Annotated in this window: 23 protein-coding genes and 1 pseudogene; 6 read left to right on the top strand and 18 right to left on the bottom strand. The window is 46.0% G+C overall.

The window, feature by feature from the left end; genetic code table 11:
* Positions 1-127: 127 nt before the first annotated feature.
* The 4 genes from G9G53_RS13705 to G9G53_RS13690 form a co-directional block, all read right to left on the bottom strand.
* Entirely contained in the window at positions 128-1,216 is a 1,089-nt protein-coding gene (locus G9G53_RS13705; RefSeq protein WP_029515850.1) for a site-2 protease family protein, read from the bottom strand.
* Between the two features lie 75 nt (positions 1,217-1,291).
* Positions 1,292-1,564, bottom strand: a complete 273-nt coding sequence (locus G9G53_RS13700; RefSeq protein WP_165148300.1) for a hypothetical protein — start codon at positions 1,562-1,564, stop codon at positions 1,292-1,294.
* Positions 1,565-1,626: 62 nt separating this feature from the next.
* Positions 1,627-2,904, bottom strand: coding sequence for a lipase family protein (locus tag G9G53_RS13695; RefSeq protein WP_165148297.1), 1,278 nt, complete (start codon positions 2,902-2,904; stop codon positions 1,627-1,629).
* 33 nt (positions 2,905-2,937) lie between these two features.
* Positions 2,938-3,216: a hypothetical protein gene (locus G9G53_RS13690; RefSeq protein ID WP_165148294.1), complete on the bottom strand. Its 279-nt coding sequence runs from the start codon at positions 3,214-3,216 to the stop codon at positions 2,938-2,940.
* Between the two features lie 357 nt (positions 3,217-3,573).
* On the opposite strand from G9G53_RS13690, the gene G9G53_RS13685 reads away from it, so the two are divergent.
* Positions 3,574-6,939: a DEAD/DEAH box helicase gene (locus G9G53_RS13685; RefSeq protein WP_165148291.1), complete on the top strand. Its 3,366-nt coding sequence runs from the start codon at positions 3,574-3,576 to the stop codon at positions 6,937-6,939.
* 93 nt (positions 6,940-7,032) lie between these two features.
* On the opposite strand, the gene G9G53_RS13680 is transcribed toward G9G53_RS13685, so the two are convergent.
* From G9G53_RS13680 to G9G53_RS13670, 3 genes are all read right to left on the bottom strand, one after another.
* Positions 7,033-7,983: a ring-cleaving dioxygenase gene (locus G9G53_RS13680; RefSeq protein ID WP_029515855.1), complete on the bottom strand. Its 951-nt coding sequence runs from the start codon at positions 7,981-7,983 to the stop codon at positions 7,033-7,035.
* A 55-nt stretch (positions 7,984-8,038) separates the two neighbouring features.
* The gene (locus G9G53_RS13675; protein ID WP_029515856.1) at positions 8,039-8,665 is read right to left on the bottom strand and encodes a nitroreductase family protein; all 627 of its coding nucleotides are present in this window, start codon (positions 8,663-8,665) and stop codon (positions 8,039-8,041) included.
* 129 nt (positions 8,666-8,794) lie between these two features.
* Positions 8,795-9,166, bottom strand: coding sequence for an MmcQ/YjbR family DNA-binding protein (locus G9G53_RS13670; protein WP_029515857.1), 372 nt, complete (start codon positions 9,164-9,166; stop codon positions 8,795-8,797).
* A gap of 366 nt (positions 9,167-9,532) precedes the next feature.
* Here G9G53_RS13670 and G9G53_RS13665 point away from each other — a divergent pair.
* A pseudogene (locus G9G53_RS13665) lies at positions 9,533-9,736 on the top strand (MFS transporter); the annotation flags it as partial.
* Positions 9,737-9,883: 147 nt separating this feature from the next.
* Here the strand turns inward: G9G53_RS13665 and ahbB are convergent.
* From ahbB to G9G53_RS13615, 10 genes are all read right to left on the bottom strand, one after another.
* The gene (gene ahbB, locus G9G53_RS13660) at positions 9,884-10,873 is read right to left on the bottom strand and encodes a siroheme decarboxylase subunit beta (protein WP_029515859.1); all 990 of its coding nucleotides are present in this window, start codon (positions 10,871-10,873) and stop codon (positions 9,884-9,886) included.
* 18 nt (positions 10,874-10,891) lie between these two features.
* Positions 10,892-11,893 (bottom strand): radical SAM/SPASM domain-containing protein, encoded by a 1,002-nt coding sequence (locus G9G53_RS13655; RefSeq protein WP_165148288.1) that lies wholly within the window; start codon positions 11,891-11,893, stop codon positions 10,892-10,894.
* A gap of 25 nt (positions 11,894-11,918) precedes the next feature.
* Positions 11,919-13,091, bottom strand: a complete 1,173-nt coding sequence (locus G9G53_RS13650; protein ID WP_165148285.1) for a radical SAM/SPASM domain-containing protein — start codon at positions 13,089-13,091, stop codon at positions 11,919-11,921.
* A 546-nt stretch (positions 13,092-13,637) separates the two neighbouring features.
* The gene (locus G9G53_RS13645; RefSeq protein WP_029515862.1) at positions 13,638-14,198 is read right to left on the bottom strand and encodes an NADPH-dependent FMN reductase; all 561 of its coding nucleotides are present in this window, start codon (positions 14,196-14,198) and stop codon (positions 13,638-13,640) included.
* 189 nt (positions 14,199-14,387) lie between these two features.
* A complete protein-coding gene (locus G9G53_RS13640) occupies positions 14,388-15,395 on the bottom strand; it encodes an AI-2E family transporter (protein ID WP_029515863.1) in 1,008 nt (335 codons plus the stop codon).
* A 56-nt stretch (positions 15,396-15,451) separates the two neighbouring features.
* Entirely contained in the window at positions 15,452-15,868 is a 417-nt protein-coding gene (gene psiE, locus G9G53_RS13635; protein ID WP_029515864.1) for a phosphate-starvation-inducible protein PsiE, read from the bottom strand.
* Between the two features lie 90 nt (positions 15,869-15,958).
* Positions 15,959-16,453 (bottom strand): DedA family protein, encoded by a 495-nt coding sequence (locus G9G53_RS13630; protein ID WP_029515865.1) that lies wholly within the window; start codon positions 16,451-16,453, stop codon positions 15,959-15,961.
* 22 nt (positions 16,454-16,475) lie between these two features.
* Complete coding sequence (gene pssA, locus G9G53_RS13625) at positions 16,476-16,985, bottom strand: CDP-diacylglycerol--serine O-phosphatidyltransferase (RefSeq protein ID WP_029515866.1); 510 nt, start codon at positions 16,983-16,985, stop codon at positions 16,476-16,478.
* A gap of 23 nt (positions 16,986-17,008) precedes the next feature.
* Entirely contained in the window at positions 17,009-18,778 is a 1,770-nt protein-coding gene (locus G9G53_RS13620; RefSeq protein WP_165148282.1) for a sensor histidine kinase, read from the bottom strand.
* Positions 18,775-19,455: a response regulator transcription factor gene (locus tag G9G53_RS13615; protein WP_029515868.1), complete on the bottom strand. Its 681-nt coding sequence runs from the start codon at positions 19,453-19,455 to the stop codon at positions 18,775-18,777. Before G9G53_RS13615 ends, G9G53_RS13620 begins: the two co-directional genes overlap by 4 nt.
* A gap of 210 nt (positions 19,456-19,665) precedes the next feature.
* On the opposite strand from G9G53_RS13615, the gene G9G53_RS13610 reads away from it, so the two are divergent.
* The 3 genes from G9G53_RS13610 to G9G53_RS13600 all read left to right on the top strand — a co-directional run bounded on the left by G9G53_RS13610 (position 19,666) and on the right by G9G53_RS13600 (position 22,311).
* Positions 19,666-21,009 (top strand): glycoside hydrolase family 30 protein, encoded by a 1,344-nt coding sequence (locus G9G53_RS13610; RefSeq protein ID WP_165148279.1) that lies wholly within the window; start codon positions 19,666-19,668, stop codon positions 21,007-21,009.
* Between the two features lie 195 nt (positions 21,010-21,204).
* Positions 21,205-21,594: a winged helix-turn-helix transcriptional regulator gene (locus G9G53_RS13605; protein WP_029515870.1), complete on the top strand. Its 390-nt coding sequence runs from the start codon at positions 21,205-21,207 to the stop codon at positions 21,592-21,594.
* 270 nt (positions 21,595-21,864) lie between these two features.
* Positions 21,865-22,311 carry a hypothetical protein gene (locus tag G9G53_RS13600; RefSeq protein ID WP_029515871.1) on the top strand — a complete coding sequence of 149 codons (447 nt, stop codon included), beginning with the start codon at positions 21,865-21,867 and terminating at the stop codon, positions 22,309-22,311.
* A 103-nt stretch (positions 22,312-22,414) separates the two neighbouring features.
* Here the strand turns inward: G9G53_RS13600 and G9G53_RS13595 are convergent, their stop codons facing one another.
* Complete coding sequence (locus G9G53_RS13595) at positions 22,415-22,906, bottom strand: phenolic acid decarboxylase (protein ID WP_029515872.1); 492 nt, start codon at positions 22,904-22,906, stop codon at positions 22,415-22,417.
* Positions 22,907-23,072: 166 nt separating this feature from the next.
* Here G9G53_RS13595 and G9G53_RS13590 point away from each other — a divergent pair, with 166 nt between their 5' ends.
* Complete coding sequence (locus G9G53_RS13590) at positions 23,073-23,621, top strand: PadR family transcriptional regulator (RefSeq protein ID WP_165148276.1); 549 nt, start codon at positions 23,073-23,075, stop codon at positions 23,619-23,621.
* Positions 23,622-23,655: the final 34 nt, after the last annotated feature.

The following is a 23,655-nucleotide window of genomic DNA, read 5'->3' as shown; positions in this document are numbered from 1 at the left end:
TGTTATTCAACAAAAAAAGAGCGTGACACCGAATATTGCGGTTGTCGCGCTCTTTTGACTCTATTTTCTATAAGCTGTACCCGTTGCCTTAATGATCTAAAATCTTCACCAAGCTCTCATCATCGGATCACAGCCTAATATCCCCTATATGCTGGTGCACCACATACATCATCCCCATCAGGAATACGGCCAAAGCCAAGTAACCGATGCCGAATTTCCAGCGCGATGATGCGGGTACTTCGTAATACTTATCATTTTCAAACGGAATATAATCAATCCCACACAGCAATCTGAGCTGGTACGCATCCGGCGTCGGTATATGTTCCACACCGTTCAGCCATACATCCTGGACAAGACACTGCTGTGGCAGCAGAAGTGTCTGCTCCACATCCAGACTTTCCATATACACCGTCACATATTGCTGCCCCTCTAAATCCGAGTAGGTATTAAAAGATAATCTGCGCGTGTGCTCCGGTCCAGGCAGCGGATATCCTTGTTCATACAGATGCTGTACGTTCACCAGTGGCTTTTGCAAAAAGGATTGGACCTTAGCCTCTTCTTTATTGCGTTTAACATATTTTTTGTACAAATCGTAGGCAAAGAACGCCCATATCAAGAAAAATAAAAAGGATTTTAAATATACTACGACTACAATTCCACCCAATAGACCCACCAGCCACAGCCAACGCGTCACTGCCGTGGAAATCCGTCCTCCGTCGAGCGGATGAATCGGCAGCAGGTTGATCAGGTTCAGGAAAAAGCCGACATACGAGAGCGCATACAACAGGGGACTGTCTGTTGCATAGGCTCCTGCGTATACTGCCATAGCCCCAATCGTCCCCAGTAACGGGCCGCCCATGGCCACATAAGCCTCTGTCTGCGCATCCAAAGGTTGACGTTTCATGGTGATCAGCGCACCGAGAAAAGGAATAAATAATGGTGCTGATACGGGAAGCCCCTTGCGCTTGGCGGCCAATACATGTCCCAGCTCATGTACAAACAACAGCAACACGAAGCCGACCGCAAATCCCCACGGGTAAATGATCGCATATGTGCTAATCGTTATCGCCATAGATATCAGCGCACCGCCAAATTTACTGAATTTTAAAAGGGCAAGTAACGACTTGCCTTTCAGAAGAAGCAATGCTGCTGCACTACCAAGGTACCATTTGGATGAGCCGGATTTGGAATCGGTCTTTTTCTCTTCATTTTGCAAAAGTATCCGTCTCCTTTCTCTAACACTTCCATTGTATCCTGCTATGTGCAGCTTGTAAAAACTTCTCTACCTTCATTACTGTACAGCGTCTGTACGTTTCATCAATTCAACATACTGAATTAACTCTGCCTTTTGTTGCTCTAAAGTATGAATTCTGTTCGTTAACCCGACAAAAAAATCTTCAATTTGGTCTCTGATAGCATTGGCCGAATGCCCAGTCCATTCATGCAGACGCCCATATAATACACGTGCCGCTTGTTCATCTGTGCGAAGTTTGGCGAGTAGCCAGGTCAGCTCCTTTTCGGCAAGCAATAGCTCTTCCAGTTCGACCCGTAATTGTCCGTTCAAATTACTGGCCACCTCCTATGTATTCATTTTTCTATATCGTTAGTACCTTGTTATTAGCGTTATTAGCTAATATCTGCCTGGATAAACTGCTCTATTTTGTACTCGAGATTGTAAAGAAATTCATTAGTCGTCCGTAAATGCCACTGACTAAATTCCATCATGGAGGAGTCAAGCTGTGTTACAATCGGCTGCAACCGCCGACTCTGACTACTGTGCAAATAGCGTGAAAGCCTGGCTCTGACACGTTGGAAATCTGCATCACATTGTTGCGCATTCGCCTTCCATTTTTCAGCTACAGCGAGTAGATGCTCCGGCATGACTTGAATCGTACCTGCTGAAGCAGATGTTGCCGCCGTTACCAGCGCTGCCTTTTGGAATTGAGTTAAGGTCTGTCCTAATTGATGTATCCAGCCGTCCACCGTTTCCATTAGGTTAAAGTCAGATGGAATACGCGGAGATTCCGCGATTCGTTCGCCTGTTACAGGATCATATAGCGGGTTGGATACATAGCCATTCTTATCAAACTTATAATGATTGAGTGAGTGATAGGAAGGCCCACCCAACGTGTTGTCCACTCTCTCTTTTAGTCCTAAGCCTTCATTAGCTGTTTGATAATTATTGTCAATATGGTAGGAAGCTCCTACGTGAAGATCGTACCCTCCCCCAATAAAGCTAGCTATCATATCACTGGGATGCAGAAAATTCGTAATTTGATGGTCAAACTCACCATTTTCTGCTTTCTCTCTGTACTCCGGTGTCAGACTGGAAATGACTGAAGGCGCACAGAATGTAACCGCATTTAACCCTGTATAAGCAGCTACATATTGTGCATTCCCTCCTCCCAGCGAATGTCCAGTTAGCGAGAAGTTGTAGTTTTTGTACTTGTTTTGTATATCCTTCGCATAGTCCTCTGCCTGATAGAACTGGTTCGAGCTGCCGAACAAAGCCTTATCTACGCTTTTTTCTTTCTCTCCCATCCAGTTGTTAAACGCCGTGAACCCTAAAGCGTCGTCCATTTTTTTCATTTTTTCATTATATTCATCTGAATGAATATTCAAACTACCGTGAATTTTGCGGTTAATTTCAGGAAGAGCAAGAGTCACATCGTTATACAGATCCTGTGGATCATCCGTTTCCGTCCCACGATAGGCGATAACGGCCTGTTCCGTTTCTTCGTTGTAAAATGTGACAGCGGCAAGTCCCGAATCCTCGCGATCGAGCGTGTCTAACACTTTCCAGCCAGGTAGTTCATCTACTGCTTTACCTGATTCCCTCTTTGTATAGGCCAGTTCTGACATTGTTTTATAAGTCTCATCATTTACAGAAAGTGAGGTTCTCATAGAAAACTCCTTTTAAATGCTAATAAAATATGGTTATTCCCTCTTTTTATATCCTTTTTCTATAAGAACATCCTTCAACTCAGGACTATATAGAAAATTTGAAATTTCTTGAGTTTTATAATCTACAGCAATATCAAATGTCTGTTCTTGATGTTCTTTCACATTACCTTTGAAATCAATTTTATTGGAGACATAAGTAGGTAATTTATGTTCATATGTGATTTCTACATCAAGGCCATATTCGTCTTTCATATGCTTAATTGCCGTAGCTTTCGCCTTACTGACCAGTTCAGCATCTTCGTCTTTATTCACCTTGTGGCATCCTCCCAGTATTAAAATAAGGGCTATCAACACCATCATTCCTTTTAGATATCGGTGACTGATCCTAATCATCCCTTTCATATGCGTAACATCCATTTTATATCCACAAAATCCCTTTTATAAATTGTACCTTTTCTTTCCAAAGACAATCAATACGCCATAAGACATGGGATAGGGTTAAGTCTACGGTATCAAATCGGTGTGGAAACCTTCCGTTCTTAGCTGATAAGTTTTATTTCTCGTATAATATCATCCATATTTTTCAATTACATTCCCCACATGTCCATCCTCCTGTCTGTTCTGTTATCATGTAAGAAAACGGAATAACCCAGGAAAGGATTACGAACCATGAGTTTTGAACTTACCCGACGAGCCATCAGACAACTATGCAGTCAAGCCGCTTATGACGACGGGGATGCCTATTACCGGGCCAAAAGAGTGGCCTTTACACAAATAGATCATGATGAAGGGGTATACGAAGCTACGGTCAAAGGAAGCAGCTTTTATGCTGTTGCGGCGATGATCCGATCCAATGGAAGTATCCGAGCAGAATGCACCTGTAGCACATTTCAGAACACCGGTCGATATTGTAAACATATCGCAGCTGTTCTCCTTAACGCCCATGATATACGCCGTGGAAAGAGTCTGTCTGTGCGCTCCTATGCCTCCAGACTTCATCCCGGTACTGCCCCAGATACAGCAGGAAGCATGGATTCAGACGGGATGTACACATCTACAGATGCTTCATATGATCACACTGCTAGAACAGCACGATCCTCTGACATCACACAAGGCGATCTCCAGCTGACCGACAGTATGTTAAAACTATTTGAACGCAAGCGACCGCTTCGCAGCACGCCTACCCTGCTGGATACTCGTGCGGTCTTGGATTTTCAGTTCGTGATCCGACCTTTTGCCTACGGTTACCAAAAATATATGTTTGGTGTAGAAATGAAGGCTGGTCCCAAACGATTATATATCGTCCAGAAAATTCGTCCGTTTCTGGATAGTATTGACCGTGGGGATAGCTACATGTTCACGAAAAGCTTCTCGTACGAGCCTGAGCTGTACCGCTTCCGACCTGAACATGACGCTATTCTCCAGCAATTATCCCAGGTGTGCCACCATGAGCGTATGATTCGGGAAACCTCAGGTACGTATTCATCTTCAGGTAGTCATATGAGCGGTGAACGAATGCTCCTCATCCCGCCTGCGGCTTGGGAAAAGCTGCTCCCCTTGCTGACAGCAGCACAGGGCGTCTACTTTGAAATTCACGGAAACATGAACGAGGGTATTCCCCAGTCCGACCTGATGCTTCCGCTGCAATTTGAATTTGATGAGGTTGAGGCCGAAACCGAAGGCTACCAGCTAAGCATACAAGGATTGGATGACTTGACCATCATGGAAGACTATGGTGTCGTCATTGCCGATGGCAAGCTTGTCAAACAGAAAGCCGACCCCTTACGGCGTTTGTCCGAGCTAAAACGGATGGTAGAAGTACACCACAGGCGAAAAGTTCAGATCGCGCCAGAGCAGATGGAATCTTTTATGGACAAGGTTGTACCCGGGTTAATGAAGCTCGGACGTGTTCATATGACACGTTCCGTCTCAGATCGGGTCACACAGCAGCCATTGAAGGCCAAGCTGTATCTGGACCGAGTAAGAGACAAGCTGCTGGCAGGGCTGGAGTTCCAATATGGGGATATCATCATCAACCCGCTGGAAACAGATGCACGAACGCCTGGTAACGACCGAATTCTGATACGTGATGGGGAACAGGAGCAACGGATTTTGGAGCTGATGGAGCATAGCTCCTTTGCCAGAACAGACAGCGGATATTTTATGGAAGATGAAGATGCAGAGTATGATTTTTTGTACCATACGGTTCCGCAACTGGAAAAGCTGCTGGACGTCTATGCTACAGGTGCAGTCAAAGCAAAAATAAACAATACTCTGCCTACCCCAAGGATACGCGCGGAGTGGGATGAACGTACAGATTGGCTTGAATTTAAATTTGATATGGAGGGCATACCGGAACCGGAAATTCGCAAACTGCTCAAATCGTTAGAGGAAAAACAGAAATATCACCGTCTGCCGAATGGTGCCTTGCTGCCGCTGGAAACAGAGGAATACAAGGAATTGATTCGGTTCATGAATGAAACAGGTATCCGCAAAAGTGATCTGGATGCAGCCCAAATTCGTGTTCCCGTCACGCAAGGACTGTACTTAATTGATCCTCACGATCATGGGAAAAACCTGACTTTGGGTAAAACCTTTCGCCAGCTACTGGAAAATATACGCAACCCAGACCATCTCGACTTTCCAGTTCCAGACATGCTTGCCCCAATCTTAAGAGATTATCAGGTTTACGGCTTTCAATGGCTTAAGACATTGGCGCATTACCGTTTTGGGGGCATTTTGGCAGATGATATGGGGCTGGGTAAAACGCTGCAAAGTATCGCCTTTCTCGTCTCAGTATTGCCGGAAATCCGCAGCCAGCAGCTTCCAGCCATGATCGTGTCCCCTGCATCACTGGTGTACAACTGGCGGAATGAGCTGGAGAAGTTTGCTCCACATATCCGCGTTACTATCGCAGATGGCAGCCCGGAAGAACGCGGCCGGATCATACGGGATGCCGCCAGTTATGACGTCGTCATTACGTCCTACCCGCTGCTACGACGCGATGCAGATGTGTACAGCAAGCCATCGTTTCATACGCTCATTCTGGACGAGGCACAGGCTTTCAAAAATCATGCCACCCAGACGGCACAGGCTGTTAAGGATGTAAAAGCTCGTTACCGTTTTGCCCTGACAGGAACGCCAGTAGAAAATACGTTGGAAGAGCTGTGGTCCATCTTTGACGTTGTATTTCCTGCGTTATTTCCCGGCGGGAAAAGAGCGTTTCACAACCTGCCTCGAAATGTGATTGCCAAGCGGGTTCGTCCTTTTTTGCTGCGCCGTCTCAAAAGTGATGTCCTCAAGGAGCTGCCGGAAAAAATCGAATCCGTGCAGGTATCCCGGCTTCTGCCAGATCAGAAAAAGCTGTATACGGCCTATCTGGCCAAGCTCCAGCATGAAACGTTAAAGCATCTCAACGAGGAAGGATTTCAGAAAAATCGGATCAAAATTCTCGCAGGTCTAACCCGGCTTCGTCAGCTCTGCTGTCATCCTGGCTTGTTCATCGAAGGATATACGGGAAGCTCCGCCAAATTTGAACAGCTGTTGGAGATCATTACGGAATGTCTCAGCTCCGGGAAACGGATGCTCATTTTTTCACAGTTCACCACGATGCTTCAAATGATCGGACGCGAGCTTGCTCGAGAAGGAGTGTCCTACTTTTACCTGGATGGGCAGACTCCCGCTCTGGAACGAGTCGAACTGTGCAATCGCTTCAACGAAGGAGAACGCGAGCTGTTCTTGATTTCCCTAAAGGCAGGAGGTACTGGCCTGAACCTCACCGGCGCAGATACAGTCATACTGTATGATCTATGGTGGAATCCCGCTGTAGAGGAGCAGGCTACCAACCGTGCACACCGAATGGGCCAGAAAAAAGTCGTGCAGGTTATTCGTCTCGTCGCCCAAGGCACAGTAGAGGATAAAATGTATGAACTGCAACAAAAAAAGAAAAACATGATCGACCAGGTCATTCAGCCGGGGCAAGAAACCCTTTCGGCACTGACCGAGCTGGAGATTCGCGAACTGCTCATGATCTAGCTAATTCCACATGCACAAAAAGGTCCAATCACGGTAGAAATCTTCCCGTATTGGACCTTTTTGCTTCTAATATGATTGTTTGGATCGAGCAGATTAATCCTGTTTTAATACTCTAGGTTCAATGGGAACCAGGTTAGACTCAATCTGGGTGCGCTGAGGCTCATACCATTCAGGCAGCATCAGCTTGTGCCCCAACTCATTCAATTCCTCATCCACCGTAAATCCGGGCGGATCGGTTGCGATCTCGAATAGAATACCGCCTTGCTCGCGGAAGTATACGGCATTGAAGTATTGGCGATCTACAATGCCACTAGTCCCAAAACCCTGCTGGTGAACCCATTCGTTCCACGCTTGATGCTCCGTATCATCCTGCGCGCGCCAGGCAATATGGTGAACCGTACCGGCACCGCCATTCCCCCACGGGACATCTTTGACCGGAATATCGATCAGGTTGCCCAGATCACCTGTCGTCTGATAGCGGATGTAGCCTGCATTTGCGTCTTCTCCGATGAGAGTCATCCCCAGGACGTTCTCCAACACCCCTTGCGTATGTTTGGAATCCGCACTGTACAGTACCGCCCCGCCAAAGCCCTTGATCGCTTTATCCGTAGGCACACCCCCGGCTGTCCACTTGTTCAACGGGCCACCTTCCCGCTCCACCAACTCCAGATGTAAGCCCTCGTTGTCTCGGAACTGGATGAATGACTCGCCAAAACGATTAGCCTTCGTGAAAGATACCTTCAAGCTGTGCAGACGGTTTTCCCAGTATTCCAAAGCACCGGATGGCACGACATACGTCGTAATCCCAACCTGTCCGCCTCCAATCTTACCCTTGCGTGTACCCGGAGCTGGAAAAAAAGTAATGATTGTTCCCGGGCTGCCCTCTTCATTACCAAAGTACAAATGGTATACTTCTGGAGCATCAAAGTTGATCGTCTTTTTAATCAATCGCAGACCAAGTACGCCTGCGTAAAAATCAACATTGCCCTGCGGGTCGCCTGCAAAGGACGTGATATGGTGAATTCCAGCGGTTTTCAATGACATCTTTATCACTCCTTCATTAACATGTTGATTTATTTACACAAATGATTTACAAATTTCAAAATCCATTGTAGCTGACAAATTGTCCAACCGGCTTGCGGTATCCCCGTGCCCGCTGACCCGATTCGTCCTCTTTACCCAAGGTAATCATCATCACGGGTACAAATTGCTCTGGAATATTCAATACTTCCTGCACCTTCGCCGGATCAAAACCGATCATCGGGCAAGTATCCCAGCCTTTGTCCTTGGCAATCAGCATAAATTGCATAGCCGACAGGCTGGCATTACGGATCGCTTCTTCTCTCTGGAAGACAGGTCCCCGCTCGCGATAAAACTGAGTTACCGATTCCACTGTACTATCATATTCCTGCTTGCTCAGGACACCTAAATTCAGGAATCCTTCGTTGAGGTCAGCTACCTTGGTATAAGCTTCTGTATCCCCCAACACTACAATGGTCGCCGAAGCCGTTAATATTTTATACTGCTTACTTGCCTCATCATGCAGTCTTTGTTTGGTATCCGCATCCTGCACTACGATATAACGCGCATGCTGTAAATTAAAAGCCGATGGAGCAAACTTCACCAACTGAAATATTTCTTCTAGTTCTTTTGCATCTATAGTAACATCAGGAATAAATTTAGAAGCTGATCTTCTCTCTTGAATAATATTCACCAGTTCGCTCATGTTAAGTTCCACTCCTTGATATTATTTTCAAATGAATTATCTTTAAATTAAGAATATATCTATTTGTGATTTCTGTCAAGTAAAACTATAAGTATTTTTGGATACAAAAAAAGGGCTTCACTCAGCCCTTTACAGATCCGTTGCCCGTATTCTCATCGTAATCGCTTCACGTTGCGCTTTGGTTAAGCTCTTGAAGACCAGCTCATACGAATGGTCGATCATGCTGTACAAATCCTCCAGTGGGAAGGTAGCATCAACCTCAATCGTATTCCAATGCTTTTTATTTAAATGATAGCCTGGCTTAATCGCCTTGTTTTGTTCACGCAAATTTACCGCAATGACTGGATCACATTTCAAGGATACATGGCTAATACCATCCTTTTCAGTCAGGAGAGCAAACATCTTGCCCCCTACTTTGAGTACCAGGGGATCAGCACCAAACGGGTAATCCTTAACGGCCTCTTTTTGGCTCAAACCATATGCTACAATTTGCTCAAACACCAGCCTTCTCTCCTCTGTTCCGAGTTATTTGTTCTACGAACCTACCTATTTGCGCCCTATTATATCACCTTCATACGCTACATATACACTAAGTCCGTGCTACATTTAGGGGAACTGTGCTAAAGGTGAACCACTACGGATACCGTCGCACACACTGTTCGGATTGGCTCTATATGGGACAGGATAACTGGTTCGCGAAAAATAATAATGACTACTGTTAGGCGCAATAAGGTAGCGCCTATTTTCCTCTTAATTCACTTCATCCCCCTTTAATCATCCATGTAAAAAAGTGTTTTATTTATATAAGCTTATACGGAAGCGAAAGCTTTTTTAAGCGGCAAAAAATAAATAAAGGAGATTTTTTTCGTGAACTCAAACACTGCTCTTATAAGAAAAGGCGGTGCAAATGTGTCGTCTTCCAAACGTCTCCCGTGGGTCGGGTTGCTGGCTTTAGCCATGGCGGGATTCATCTGCATTCTTACAGAAAGCCTGCCTGCTGGATTACTGCCACAAATTGCACAGGATCTAGGGGTCAGTTCATTAAGATTAGCGGGGCCTTTGCCGATGCTTTCAGACTGCACGCTCGATACTTCCGATCTATGTAAAATTGTAAGCATTACGAATAAACTCAATATAGTCAAAGAGCGTTAACCTGTCAACACGAAAAACGGACGCTGTCCTTGAAGAGACGGCATCCGTGTGAATATAAGAAGCGCTTTAGATCGAAAAGCTCGTTTTCTTCAATTCTTCCGTGCTGAACAGAATATCGTAATCCTTGATGTCTTCCCGCCGAACAAATTGCTCCGCAACTTTCCGAACAGACGCTTCATCGGGTCCATGAATCATGGCGTATAAATTATACGGCCAATCGGGGTGCGTCCGGCGCTTGTAGCAGTGGCTGACTTCCGAATAATCGGCCAGCCTTTTTCCTGCCTCAGGTATATGCTCCTCAGGAAGTACGCAGATGAACAGGCCATTTGCTGAAAATCCCGCTTCCCTATGCTTTAGAACAGCTCCGATTCGTTTGAGTGCTCCTCCTGCCTGCAGTGCCTGCAAGCGCAGAAACACCTCTTCCAAGCTGCAACCTGTCTTATTGGCAATCTCGGTATACGGTTCAGTTGACAACGGAAGATCTCCCTGCAGTTCGCGGATCAGCTGCACATCCGTTATTTCTATTTTACATGGTTCCTGTTTGGAGGTTGCGACTCCATTCAAGTTCGGGCTGGGTGTAATGGCTGATGCATCAGCCGTTTCTTCCATATTCAGAAAGACCTTTAGTTTGAATAATTGCTCGGAGGGAAACTCATATAGCAGCGGCCCTCCCGCCGCTTCACGGATCGTTTCAAGAATAGCCCCCCGTTCTTCCTCGGTCCGGGAAGTCAGCGTGAACCACATATTGAGCCTGCTGCGCCGGCGGTAGTTATGGGTTACGCCTCTATACCTGTTGACGACAGCAGCGGTCTGGTAAAAAAGCTCCTCCCTGACTGCCATCGCATACAAACAGCCTCTAAATCCCAGTCCCGCCGGATTAAACACCCCGCCGATCCGCCGGATGAATCCCTCTTTCTTCAGCCTTTCAAGCCTTTGAAGCACATCTTCCTGGCGTAATTCCAGTTCCTCCGCAATGGCATTCCAAGGGCGTCTGACCAGAGGAAGCCCGATTTGCAGCCGATTCAGCAGCTTCCGGTCGTTCGAATCCAGGTCCACTATTCCCACCTCCCCAGCTTACAGCGCCGCCGATCTTTTGTAACACCACGGCTCTTCGGCCATGAAATTGCCGCCGCTGTAATAGTACGATCTCGCCCGGCAGCCGCCACAAATGCCCACATCGGGGCAGGAGCCGCATTCTCCTTCATATTTCTTGAAGTCCCTTAAATCCCGAAACACCGGATTATCCCGCCATATTTCATCAAAAGGCTGCTCGCGAACATTCCCCACCTTGACCGGCAGGTACGGACAAATATGCACCTCGCCATTCGGCAGCACAGAACAATAGGAGACCCCGGCCAGACAACCGCGCGTGTACCGCATTTCCAGCCCCATGCTCTTGGCAAGCGGCATGAACTGGGGAGCGCATGTCGGTTTGATTTCAAGGGATGTTGACTTCTGTTTGGACAGAACACTGCGCAGAACCGAGTAATACCGTTCCCGCTTCAGCCCGTCTTCTTCGATATGGACGGCCCGTCCGGTCGGGACGAGAAAGAATGGGTGCAGAGAGGACACATGAAGCTCCTCGGCAAGCTGGGCAACCTGCACGAAGTCATCCATATTTCCCTCGGTCAGCGTCATGTTAATCTGCACTCTCAGCCCGGCTTCCCGGGCATAACGAATGCCCTCCAATGCTTGCTGCCAGCCTTCTGGCGCATTCCTGAACCGGTTGTGATACTCAGGCGTGGCGCTGTCTATGCTGATCGCAATGCCCCCCAGCCCTGCTTTTTTCAGCTCCGCAGCTTTGGCGGCGGTCAGAAGCGTGCCGTTGCTGCCAAGTGCGGGACGAAGGCCGATAGACGAGGCATACTCGATCAATTCGCAGAGATCTTCACGGATCAAGGGCTCGCCGCCGCTGAATATGAGAAGCTTGAATCCAGCCTGCTTGATCTGATCAATGAGCCGGATGCCTTCCTCCGTGGTTAGCTGGTCTTCTACAGACGATGTCGGCCCCGAGTCGCGATAGCAGTGTTCGCAGTATAAATTGCATTTCTTGGTCACATTCCAGGAAACGAGCATGCGTATTCAGCCTTCCTTTCCAGTGTTATACGATTCCAATTTCACGGTCATTTAAATAACAGGATGGGTCCTCCGCCCAGAAATCACCGCTTACCGAAGCCCGGGCCCGGAAATTCCCGTTACAGATATCCAGCCAATTGCATTCTCTGCAGCGTCCCTTTAGCAGCGGTTTACGGTCGCGCAGGCCGACCATTAGCGGATGAGCGGCATCACGCCAAATCTCGCTGAATTTCTGCTTGCGGATATTACCGATTTCGATATCTCTCGTGAACTGATCGGGATAGACGTTGCCGTGCCAATCCACGCAGCCGATGGCTATTCCGGAACGGTTGCCGCCGTTTCTCTGAAGCAAGCCAAGCAGTTCAGCTGCGCGCTCCGGGTCGCGCTCCATCATCCGCTGGTATAAGTAAACGCCATCCGCATGGTTATCAACGGTGAGCAATTCCACCGGTTTGCCTTTGCCATGCAGGTCCACCGTTTTAGCCATAATCCGGTCAAGAGCATGCCGGGATTGTTCATGGGTAACATCCTCTTGCTGCAGGGCGCTCCCGCGGCCGGAATAGACGAGATGGTAGAAGCAGGCCCGAGGAATATTTTCCCGCTCGATCAAATCAAGGACACCATCCAAGTCTTCATATGTATGTCTGCTGATCGTGAACCGGACCCCTACCTTCTGGCCGATGACCAAGCAGTTTCGGATACCCTGAAGCGCCTGCTTAAAGGCTCCTTTTCGCCCGCGAAATTCATCATGGCGCTCTTCCAGCCCATCCAGGCTTACACCGACATATTTAACCCCTGCTTCTTTTAGCATCTTCGCTCTGTCCATGGTAATCAATGTGCCATTGGTCGATACTACCGGCCGAAGCCCTTTGCTTGACGCATAAGAAATCAGCTCATAAATATCTTTGCGGATCAGAGGCTCTCCACCGGAAAAAAGCAGTACCGGCACCTGGAAGGCGGCCAGATTATCAATAAATACCTTAGCTTCCTCCGTCGACATTTCATCGGGATCATGGGCAGGACAGGCATTCGCATAACAATGTTTACAGGTTAAGTTGCAAGCCCGTGTCGAATTCCATACGACGACAGGCCCTCTGCCCGCGGAAACGCCATGAGGTTTGTGGCCCGGCTTAATGGTATAACGAAGGTCATCGCCTTCTCCCTTCATACCGGTAAGTAGTTTCGTTACATTAATCATTTCCGTTCCCTCATCTCCCTATAATTAGATACCAGTTCTTTTTATCTTAAGATAACTTGTGAGAATAAGGATATGCGCTATTATCTTGCTCTCGCGCCGCATTAATGCTTGGGTCTGCAATAAGAAGAAACGTCTGACGGCGTCTTATTAGAGCTTATGCTTCCGAAGTAGCGATATGAGTATCGCTTTTAGGTACGTTTACCCGTAATGCTGCGGGTATCAAAAAGGTCGTGGCCGAAATGATTTTTTCTTACAGCTGAAAAAGTGCTAGCAGGTTTCACGGTTACACACAGCCATGACATTCAGCGTGAAATTTGGCAAAAGTATATATTTGTTGCCAGCATGAGCGGAACACTTCTGGCATTGGCTAATCGTAATATGTCATATCCGATACTTGAAACGGTGTATGCCCGATTAAAGGTCTATGAGCGTTTGCTGGACACAACTAATATTAGATAACTGGTGAATTCCTGCCGTTGAATATGTAGTAGGTGGCCATTCAAATAAGCAGATCCTTCTATGATGAAGGATCTGCTTTGGATTTTCCTATACCTGTCCTCTGCATGCTTGCTCAAGCCCTTGAAGTAATGCCTCCATTTCCTGTCTAGTTTCAGCGTTTGTAATGATGCCTTCTGAGTTCAGCTTTAATGTGATATGCGGAATAATGACCTTTCCATTCTCCACAATCTCTGCGTTGATCATTTGCAATGTGAGCAGCAGCGAGGCATGCGCCAGATGGCCGCCCATAGGAGACGGTGACGCGCTAATGACCGCTGTTGGTTTATTTACAAATTCACCTGAAGATACAAGCCAATCCAAGGCATTTTTCAAAGCACCCGGTACCCCATTTCCATATTCCGGTGTACAGATCAGCACTCCATCCACTTGTTTCAATTGTTCCCGTAGCCCTCTTACGGAAGCTGGCCCCTCATCTACATCCAAGTCAGGGTTAAAATGCGGGAGATCTTCCAACCCATCATAGACTGTGAACATCATATTTTCAGAAGCCAGCCCCATAGTAGCCTTCATAAGTGCTGTATTGGAGGACTTTTGACGAAGGCTACCCGATATAGCCAATACCTTAATTTTCTGTTCCAACCGTATCATCTCATTTCTCCGAACTTGATCTGATCTTGCATATTCAGTGTACTATAGCTAACAAGAGAATTAAAAAGTGGATGAGCGTCAGCGATTTTTCCTGTGAACAAAAGGGCAATAAAAAAAATGCCTGCGGTTTCGCAGGCATTTGTGATATATCAATAGTCACTATACTAGGGCGGAATCTGTAGTGCTGAATCAAGTATCCTTCTCTTGCTTGCGTTTTATCCCAATCAGATCAAGGAAGAAAACAAACAACGGAATACCTACAATCAAGCCCCAAATTCCAATCAGATGCTCAGAGAAAATAAGTACGACAAAGGTAAAGAAAATCGGTAAATTCGTTTTGGATGACATCAGCTTCGGATTTAAGAAATAGGCCTCAATCGCATGAATCACCACGATCAATATAACCAGATAAATTACATATTGAATGCCACCGACACTGAAAGCGATCAGGCCGAGCGGTGCCAGTGAGATAAACACACCTGCCACCGGAACTAATCCCAGTACGAAAATGATGAGCGCAAGACCGAGCAGATTAGGGAAGCCCATAATCCAGAGCGCAATCGTGGTCAATATACAGTTAATAAGTGAAATCAGCAGTTGAGCCTCCAATACCTTCCCGAACGTACCCAGAAACATACGGCCAAAATGACCCACTTCCTTGAAAAACCAGCCCAGCTTGCTATCTACAAACGTAGCTGTAAAGCGTGTAATATAGGATTTTTCCATCAGGAAGAACAAGCTCAAAATAATTGACACCAGAAGCTGTGTTCCCAATTGACTGACCTTCATTACTGCACTCAGGCCAGGCTCAAATAGCCGCTGAACATTCAGTGTGTCCATAAATTCGATAATCGTTTCGTTCCATTGATTACGATCAGGATACATATACGCTTGCTGAATCATGAGATACACCTGCTTGACCTGTACAATGATTAGCGGCACCATTCGGTAAACGCCCCACACCATAATCAGGATCAGCAGACCATACACCAGTAGCAGTACGACCATTGACGGTACATTGACAAACCGCTTGACCAGCTTATTCACTCCGTTATATATACTGCCAATCAAGATCGTAAGCAGCAGTGTTAACAACATAATATTCATCATGCTTCTTAACATAAACAACAGCAAAACGATTATCGCAAGGACGGCTATCCGCCTGACGCCCGCATGATTCATCCAGTTTCTTACCATTCGTCTTTATTCCCTCTCTCCCACTTGACTGTCACCCTTTGCAATCTTTCCCGGCATTAACTTTCTCTTTTTAACAATTTACTGTTAGCGATCAATAGAGAACCTACCATGACTAGAATAGCAATGGACCACCAGAATGTATTTTTAGCATCATCATGGTCCACAATAATGAGCCTGATGACGGCCGTAATCCCAATATAGATGAAATAACGTAATGGAAAATGAAAATTGGTTTTAAAGTACTTAACTATTAATGCTATGAATTCAAAATACAAGAAAAATACAAGCAGCTCTTCCGTGAATTCATAGTAATTTTTGTCGGCCTCTGTGTACAAAAAAACATAAGAAAAAATGGACCATGTTTCTTTTAGAAGTAAGAAGCTTAAAATCAGCCCGACCAGAAATAGCGAGATATTTAAGATCATTTGCAGAAAACCAGGTAACTTCTCAATATACTTCATTAATGCATTCAATACAGATCCCCTCACTGGTTGTACAATATCATCTTTATTTATATTATCGGTGGTATACGTGAAAAATGCTACATTACTTTTGGGGTCACCTTAATGAAAGTTTATATTCGCCCCTGCAATATAACCAATGGAGATAAAAATAAGCGTCCATATCAGAGAACCTGCGCTTGCCACCAGCATATATTTTCGGACAGGCATCGCACTAAGCCCTGACAAATAGCTTGTTGCATGTCTGACTCCTGGGATAAAATAACCAAACAAAATGGTCCACAACCCAAAGCGCGCAAACCACCCCTTAACTCTTGCAAATCGCTTCGGTGTCAATCCAACCCACTTGCCGTGCTTATCCACCAAGGGCTGGCCCAGCTTTTTGCCTAGCGTGTAGCTGATCATCATCCCTGTCATTGCACCGATGAAGCTGACTAAGATAGACACCGAATAATTCAGTACCATAATAGAAGATAAATAGCCGACAAACACCATAATAATTTCATCTGGAACCGGTAGGCCAATAATCCCAAGAGCAAGAAGAGCAAAAATAGCGATATATCCGTATTGTGTAATCATGCTGATGGCCCATTCCATAGGAGCGCCACCTCCTGACCGATTATTTTTTGAAGGACGGGAAGGGAATACGGCTAACCATCAGGAACGACAGCACTACCATTAACGCAAGCAACAACCCCGGCTTCAAATGCTCACTCCATAAAAACATAAAGGACAAAATCACTCCCGCCGCCGTAATCGGCATACCCACAAAGCCTTTACTAAAAGCCATTAGGTTGAATCTTGCCAATCTTACCGCACCACATATGACAAACAAAACAGCCACAAGTGGTCCTACCCAATGGGTATCTCCCAGCTTGTATAACAAGATCAAGAAAGCAGGGGCAACCCCAAATGAGACCACATCCGCCAGCGAATCGAGCTGTTTGCCAAAATCACTGGAACAATGCAGCAGCCTTGCCAGTAAACCGTCTAATACATCCCACAAAGCAGCCACCACCACGAGAATAAAGGCGGTCATGTATTGCTCATGAATCGTGAAATACAGGGATAAGACCCCTGCCCCCAGGTTTGCAATCGTGCATAGTGAGGGCAACCAATTCCATTTCATACTCTTAACTCCTTTGCCATAGCTTAGCCTCCGAATATAACAACAAAACGGACGCCGTCCTTGGTATTCTCCACCTTAAAGTGGAATTCGTGCAAATCCAAAATTCGTTTGACGATCGACAGCCCGAGCCCTGTCCCACCTGTCTGGCGGCTTCGGGACAGCTCAGCCCGGTAAAAGCGATCCCATATCTGCTCCAGTTGATCATCAGGAATGGTCTCACCTTTATTTTCAATGGAAAAGGAACTGATTTCCCCATCACCTTCGATACGAATCGTGATTGAGCTTCCTTCCTCAGCATGTCGTATGGCATTGACAACAAAGTTGATAATCACCTGTTCCATCCATCCTACATCGGCATGGATCGGCATCTCATTGGCGGGGATAATGACTACTTCCAGCTTTTTCTCCTTCAACAAATGGAATAGCTTGTCCACGACCTCCTCCACCAGCTCACTCAAGATAAAGGTCATCTTGCGAAGCTTGAGAGTACCCGATTCCAATTTGGCGAGGTCCAGCATATCTTTGACCAATCGCTCCATTTTGTCCGCTTCCTCTACAATGACTTTCATATAATGATCCTGCTTCCCGGCGCTAACCCCATCTTGTAATCCTTCTGCGAAGCCTTTAATGATACTCAGCGGAGTTTTCAGTTCATGAGAAGCGTTGGCAAAAAAGTCTTGTTGCACAGCCTCCATCCTCTGCTTCTGTTCCATATCCTCCACTAATTGCTGATTGGCCTCCTGAAGCTCGCGCAAAGCGGTGTCCAGGTTCTGGGACAGGGTATACATGCTGTAGGACAAGCTGCCCAGTTCATCATTCTGCCGGATTGGTGTATGGGCTGTAAAATCGAGCTTAGCCATCCGCTTGGCGGTATTATTCAAAGCAATGAGCGGGCGGGTCACCATCCGAGAATAGAACAGAGACAAAATTAGAATGAGTGCAAATCCTCCGATCCCTAAGTACAGATAAAACCAGCGCAAAGCCTCATTCGTCTCACTGATTTCCTGCAACGATGTCACAGTGAACAGGAGGTCGATCTCGCCTGTGCTCTGACGAACAGGATGGACTATAACTGCATTGCGTACCCCTGTCCAAGGTTCCGTCCAATCTTCCTCCAACACTTCGAAATTCTTAAGCTTCTCCAGATGCGACTGTGATAAAGGGAACCATTCCTCCAGCGCACTAAACAGTAAACCTTGTCGCTGACTCCATGTTTTCAGATCCGGCAGTACAATCTCTGTCACCGTACCGGAAAACCTTACACTGCCACCTGTGCTTGCCTCTTCCAAAGTTGATCCTATACTTTTGAAGCCAAGCTTCTGTATGCCGGTTGGATAAATTAAATTGGCGGAGGATATGCCTTCCGTTCCCAATCCCTCACCTTCAACCGTTACCGTATCGCCAGGCTGAAGCCGGGCAGCTCTCAGCTCATCTCCATACTCACTCATAAACAGAGACAGCGATATTTTAACGATTTTACCATCTGCTTTTCTTACATTGATATGAAACGCATCATCCAGCTTTACTTTGCCGTCCAGCGTTACAATCGCCAACTGGTTTTTATTCTGAAGCATAAAACGAGCTGCCTCACGCGAAACCCTGCCCGATCCCCAAGCCTCCTGGACATAACTTTGACCGAAGCTATGCAAACGACTTTCCACACGCCCAATCTTCTGTTTCTGATAAAAATTTTCAAAAAACAACAATTGACTTAAAATCACCATACCGTAAAAACACAGGAAAAACACAACCGTCATAATGAACAACTTAAAGGTAACTCCCCGTTTGTTCATTCTTCCTCCTCAAACCTGTAGCCAGTACCAAAAATAGTGCGGATATGGCGTGATTCACGTCCCAGCTTACTTCTCAGCTTTTTGATATGCGTATCGACAACTCGTGTATCTCCTTCAAAGTCGATGCCCCACACTCGGTTCAGTATCGCATCCCGTGAAATAACGATGCCTTTATTATGTATAAGCAGCCGCAGCAGCTCATACTCCTTGGGCGTCAGCTCGACTTCTGCCTGATCCACCTCAAGCCGATGAGCCATCGTGTTGAGAATGGCACTACCGAACCGCAAGATATGCGACTCTGGCTGCACATGTCCTTCCACCCGTTTCATCAGCGCGTTGGCGCGGGCGATCAGCACCTTGGGGCTGAAAGGTTTGGTCACGTAATCATCGGCTCCCAGTTCAAAGCCTAATATTTTATCATCATCACCGGATTTGGCTGTCAACAAAATGATCGGCACACCTGAACGGCTGCGCACCTGGCGGCACACCTCCCAACCATCCAGTTCCGGCATCATAATATCGAGTATAATCAGGTCAGGCTGCACCGAATCAAACCAGATAAGTGCATCTTTTCCATTGCCTGCTTCATAGACTTCCCAATTATTTTGTTTAAAATAATCCGCAATCACTTCACGAATACGTATTTCATCCTCGACAAGAAGAACTCTTTTCTTCAATCGACTTCCCTCTTTCGGTCATTCTAGGACACCAGTATATCAAAGACATGTGTTCTTTATGTGTTCTTGACACTTCTTATCAGCAAAAGTTCTCATCCGCAAATTTCACCTTGGATTAGGGCAAATTTGTCATCGCTCAGACCATCTCTTCCTCTAAGATCCTACCCTATAATAAGTTGAGATACAAAAAGCCTGACAGGAGGGTAACACATGAGCAATCAAACCATTCAGTGGTTTTCCACTTCCAAAGCTAAAGCTTGGCAATCCCAAGCTCACCATTTGACCGATACCCAAGAGAGTGCCAACCTAATCCTTACAGGAGAAACATATCAGCTTGTAGAAGGCTTTGGTGGCTGTTTTAATGAATTAGGTTATGTGGCCCTGAATCATTTGAAAAAGGACGACCGAGATCGGGTGCTTCATTCTCTCTTTCACCCAGAGGGCGAGCACAAATTCACGATATGCCGACTTCCTATTGGAGCGAGTGACTACGCGCTGGAATGGTATAGCCACAATGAAACAGACGGCGACGTGGAGATGAAGCATTTTTCCATCGAGCGCGATCAGCAGTATCTCATTCCTTTTATTCGAGAAGCGTTACAACTCAATCCGGACTTAAAGTTGTTCGCTTCACCCTGGAGTCCGCCGACATGGATGAAATCACCGAAAGCCTACAATTACGGCACGCTGCGCTGGGAAAAGGATATTTTGAAAGCGTATGCATTGTACTTTGTCAAATTTGTTCAGGCTTACCGGGAGGCAGGGATTACGATCCATCAGATTCATGTTCAAAATGAAGTCATTGCCGATCAGAAGTTTCCTTCCTGTGTATGGACCGGAGAGCAACTGCGTGAATTTATTCGCGACTATTTGGGTCCTGCTTTTGAGGAACACGGACTGGATACGGAAATTTGGCTGGGCACCATTAACGCACCCGATCCGTGGGAGGAATTAATGAAAAAGACTTCGACCGGATTCGATGAGTATGCCCATACCGTGTTAAGTGACCCCCAGGCCTACAAATATATTAAAGGTGTAGGCTACCAGTGGGCAGGCAAAAATGCCATTCAGCGCACCGTTGCCAGTTATCCTGAGCTTCGTTACATGCAAACCGAAAATGAATGCGGTAACGGAGAGAACTCATGGGACTACGCCAAATATGTATATAATCTGTACCAGCACTACTTCACCAATGGTGTGAATGCTTATATTTACTGGAATATGGTTTTGGAACCGAAAGGCAAGAGCACATGGGGCTGGGAGCAAAATTCGATGATTACCGTTGATCCAACGGATCGAAAACCTGTCCTGAATCCAGAGTATTATGTTATGAAGCATTTTTCTCATTTTGTATTACCGGGTGCCCGACGCATCGGACTTCGCGGCTCATGGACTGGAAATGCAGTTGCTTTTCAAAATACAGACGGGCAAAGAGTGCTAGTCATCGCCAATCCGTTCAAGGAATCACGTGTACTGAATCTGTCTCTCGGAAAAACAACACACCGCTTGGAGCTGGAGCCAGAGTCCTTTAATACGATCGTGATTCCTTCTTAACGCCGCAGTTTTCTGGAATTATGCATATATTAGGAATATTACGTTCCTGTTTTCCGGTCCTGCGTAATCATCATGCTTCACTGTCCAGTCGATCTGTATCCATATACGTATGCATAGTTTCCAAAATGGATGTATATCCTTTTGCGTATAGTAACTATAAATAGTATACTTGGAATAACTATGGACAGGAGGTCGATGAATATCACTACTGTAAAAGACCGGATTGATTTGAAGCTGATTAATTGTGATAAGGAATTGACTCTCGCGGTCATCGGTGGAAAATGGAAGCTGATTATTTTGTGGCATCTCGGTATGGAAGGCACCAAGCGGTTTGGTGAATTGAAGAAGCTGATTCCCCATATTACGCAAAAAATGCTGACTAACCAATTGCGCGAGCTGGAAGAAGATAAACTCATTCTACGTAAAGTCTATCCTGTCGTCCCTCCGCATGTGGAATATTCACTGACAGAGCATGGCGAAAGCCTGATTCCGGTACTGAGAGCAATGTACGATTGGGGATCAAACTATCGCGAGAACGTGATTTGGAAAGAAGAAGAAGCGGTTCAAGACGTCACACCCGTGTGACCAGCAAACAAGCATTTTGCGAAATGCTAAACTATATTTCTCGTAGAGGCGACCCTGGGAAGATCTGGGGTTGTTTTTTTGTGATATAAAGACATTCTCCAAGATAATAAAAGATATGGATGCAAGTATCCGTTTCCATTGGCATTAAAGATCGTTTTCCGCTACATATCCTCATTTTACACTTGTATTCGTGATTTACATTACATCCGCTGTGACGTATGATTCTTCCATCCCTATTTACAGTGAACTCGAGAAGGAGGCCATTCTAGCATGAGCATGACGCTTGCCCAGCCCACAACGTCCCAAGCGACCCAATTACGCATTGGTTCCATGGAAATGATTCAATACGATTATCGTCAATTTCCTGACTCGAAACCCTATCAACACCATTGCTGTGGCTTGCTTACTATGTCGTGTAACGGCGCTCAAGGTCTGGCAGAATATGAGTTACCTGAAATTAAAGGCGCCTTTGACCTCGTCCGCTGGGCTTCCGTGTTTACCTCACTCAAGGGTCTGTCCTTAACCGAGGCTGAGCAATATATTCAGCACCACGCTGATCACTGGGGGCCTGATAAAACAGAGCTGGCTCTATCTGCCTTATCCGATCTGACTGCCCATGCGAACCTGCACATTCTCTCCCCATTAGCGACCATCCTCCCCCCTCGGATTAGTCGTTCGTATCTCATCGAGCATGGCCTGGTCTACTATTCATTCTAAATATCGTCCACCACTCCATTAGCAATCTACTTTCCAGTTCATGCAAAAAAGCCTGAGACTGTTTATCACAGGCCAGGCTTTTACACTTTCAGCACAGAGTTGATCACACTTGCAGTTTACCTGCACGAATATCGTCTGTCATTCCTTCATAAGGTGCTTGGGAAATTAATTGTTCGTTGTTCACACCCGCATTTTCGATGAATGTAATATCTGCAAATTCAGGCACCACATACTTTGGATACGTTTCATACTTTTCACGCGATTCTTCCATTAGCGGAATAAAATCGTTTTGGTAGCGCACAGTGATTTCCGGATGCTCATGAACCCATTTAGGGAAGAAAATAATGCCGTGCATACGTTTTTCCTCAGGCATAAAATTCAGAGAAACGTCAGTGCCTGTCGGTTCGGTCCACGATACTTTATACACATTTTCCACCAGTTTCGCCAGATTGACCTTCTGATCACGTACCCAGCGGCCACCTACCATACCACTATGAATGCGATAATCGATCGTATCTTCATTTTTAATATATATTTCGTACTCCCAACCATTCTCATAGGTGTAGATCATGTGGCTGCCGATAAACTTGTCCATCTTGCATCCTTCTTTCCTCAATTATAATTTTTCATGAATTGAATGGGATACCAAAGATAATAAATATTCAATTCAAACATGTAAATATAAACATGTTTTTAACTACATATAAATTGTAGCACTGTGGTATACTAGTGTCAAATACCGTTTTACGAGGAGAGCTACGTTGAAACGCACTTTAAAATATGCCATTTTGGGCCTAGTTCACAAAGAGGAAATGAGCGGCTACGATATTACGAGCCAATTCAAGCAGGAAATCGGACAATTTTGGAGTGCCAAACACAGTCAGATTTATCCCGAGTTAAAAAGGCTGACTGAAGAGGGACTCATTGAATATCGCACCTCCATTACAGGAGCCAAGCTGGAAAAAAAATTGTACTGCATTACCCCCAAAGGAACCCAAGAGCTGACGGAATGGCTGCTAAGCCCCAAGGAGTTACCGGAAACGGAAAAGGATGAGTTTATGCTTATGCTGTATTTCTCAGCGGCCATCCCCAAGGAAGAGAACAAGCGATTGTTCGAGGACCAGATTGCCAAACGTAAAGAAAAACTGGAGTATCTGTACGAAAGTAAAAAATCCCTCCAACAGCTGGACGACAACCTTCAATCCCCCAGATCTAACCAATTCGGTCATTATCTGGTGCTGAGCCGTGCCATTAATCGGGAAGAAAGCTATATTACGTGGCTGGAAGAAACACTGTTCCTGTTTGAATAGCCTAAAAAACCTTCAACGCCACGTAGATTCGTGG

It is taken from the genome of Paenibacillus sp. EKM206P, from assembly GCF_011066155.1.
GTDB lineage: Bacteria > Bacillota > Bacilli > Paenibacillales > Paenibacillaceae > Paenibacillus > Paenibacillus polymyxa_D.
This window is presented reverse-complemented; position numbering and strand designations above follow the sequence as displayed.

What these genes read in the sequence shown, in the direction of transcription:
- pssA (WP_029515866.1), bottom strand. Translation starts at nt 16,985, where the DNA reads ATGAAATGGAATTGGTTGCCCTCACTATGCACGATTGCAAACCTGGGG.
- G9G53_RS13620 (WP_165148282.1), bottom strand. Translation starts at nt 18,778, where the DNA reads ATGAACAAACGGGGAGTTACCTTTAAGTTGTTCATTATGACGGTTGTG.
- G9G53_RS13595 (WP_029515872.1), bottom strand. Translation starts at nt 22,906, where the DNA reads ATGGACAAGTTTATCGGCAGCCACATGATCTACACCTATGAGAATGGT.
- G9G53_RS13640 (WP_029515863.1), bottom strand. Translation starts at nt 15,395, where the DNA reads ATGGTAAGAAACTGGATGAATCATGCGGGCGTCAGGCGGATAGCCGTC.
- G9G53_RS13645 (WP_029515862.1), bottom strand. Translation starts at nt 14,198, where the DNA reads ATGATACGGTTGGAACAGAAAATTAAGGTATTGGCTATATCGGGTAGC.
- G9G53_RS13610 (WP_165148279.1), top strand. Translation starts at nt 19,666, where the DNA reads ATGAGCAATCAAACCATTCAGTGGTTTTCCACTTCCAAAGCTAAAGCT.
- G9G53_RS13600 (WP_029515871.1), top strand. Translation starts at nt 21,865, where the DNA reads ATGAGCATGACGCTTGCCCAGCCCACAACGTCCCAAGCGACCCAATTA.
- G9G53_RS13630 (WP_029515865.1), bottom strand. Translation starts at nt 16,453, where the DNA reads ATGGAATGGGCCATCAGCATGATTACACAATACGGATATATCGCTATT.
- G9G53_RS13695 (WP_165148297.1), bottom strand. Translation starts at nt 2,904, where the DNA reads ATGAGAACCTCACTTTCTGTAAATGATGAGACTTATAAAACAATGTCA.
- G9G53_RS13655 (WP_165148288.1), bottom strand. Translation starts at nt 11,893, where the DNA reads ATGCTCGTTTCCTGGAATGTGACCAAGAAATGCAATTTATACTGCGAA.
- G9G53_RS13675 (WP_029515856.1), bottom strand. Translation starts at nt 8,665, where the DNA reads ATGAGCGAACTGGTGAATATTATTCAAGAGAGAAGATCAGCTTCTAAA.
- G9G53_RS13685 (WP_165148291.1), top strand. Translation starts at nt 3,574, where the DNA reads ATGAGTTTTGAACTTACCCGACGAGCCATCAGACAACTATGCAGTCAA.
- G9G53_RS13605 (WP_029515870.1), top strand. Translation starts at nt 21,205, where the DNA reads ATGAATATCACTACTGTAAAAGACCGGATTGATTTGAAGCTGATTAAT.
- G9G53_RS13650 (WP_165148285.1), bottom strand. Translation starts at nt 13,091, where the DNA reads ATGATTAATGTAACGAAACTACTTACCGGTATGAAGGGAGAAGGCGAT.
- G9G53_RS13680 (WP_029515855.1), bottom strand. Translation starts at nt 7,983, where the DNA reads ATGTCATTGAAAACCGCTGGAATTCACCATATCACGTCCTTTGCAGGC.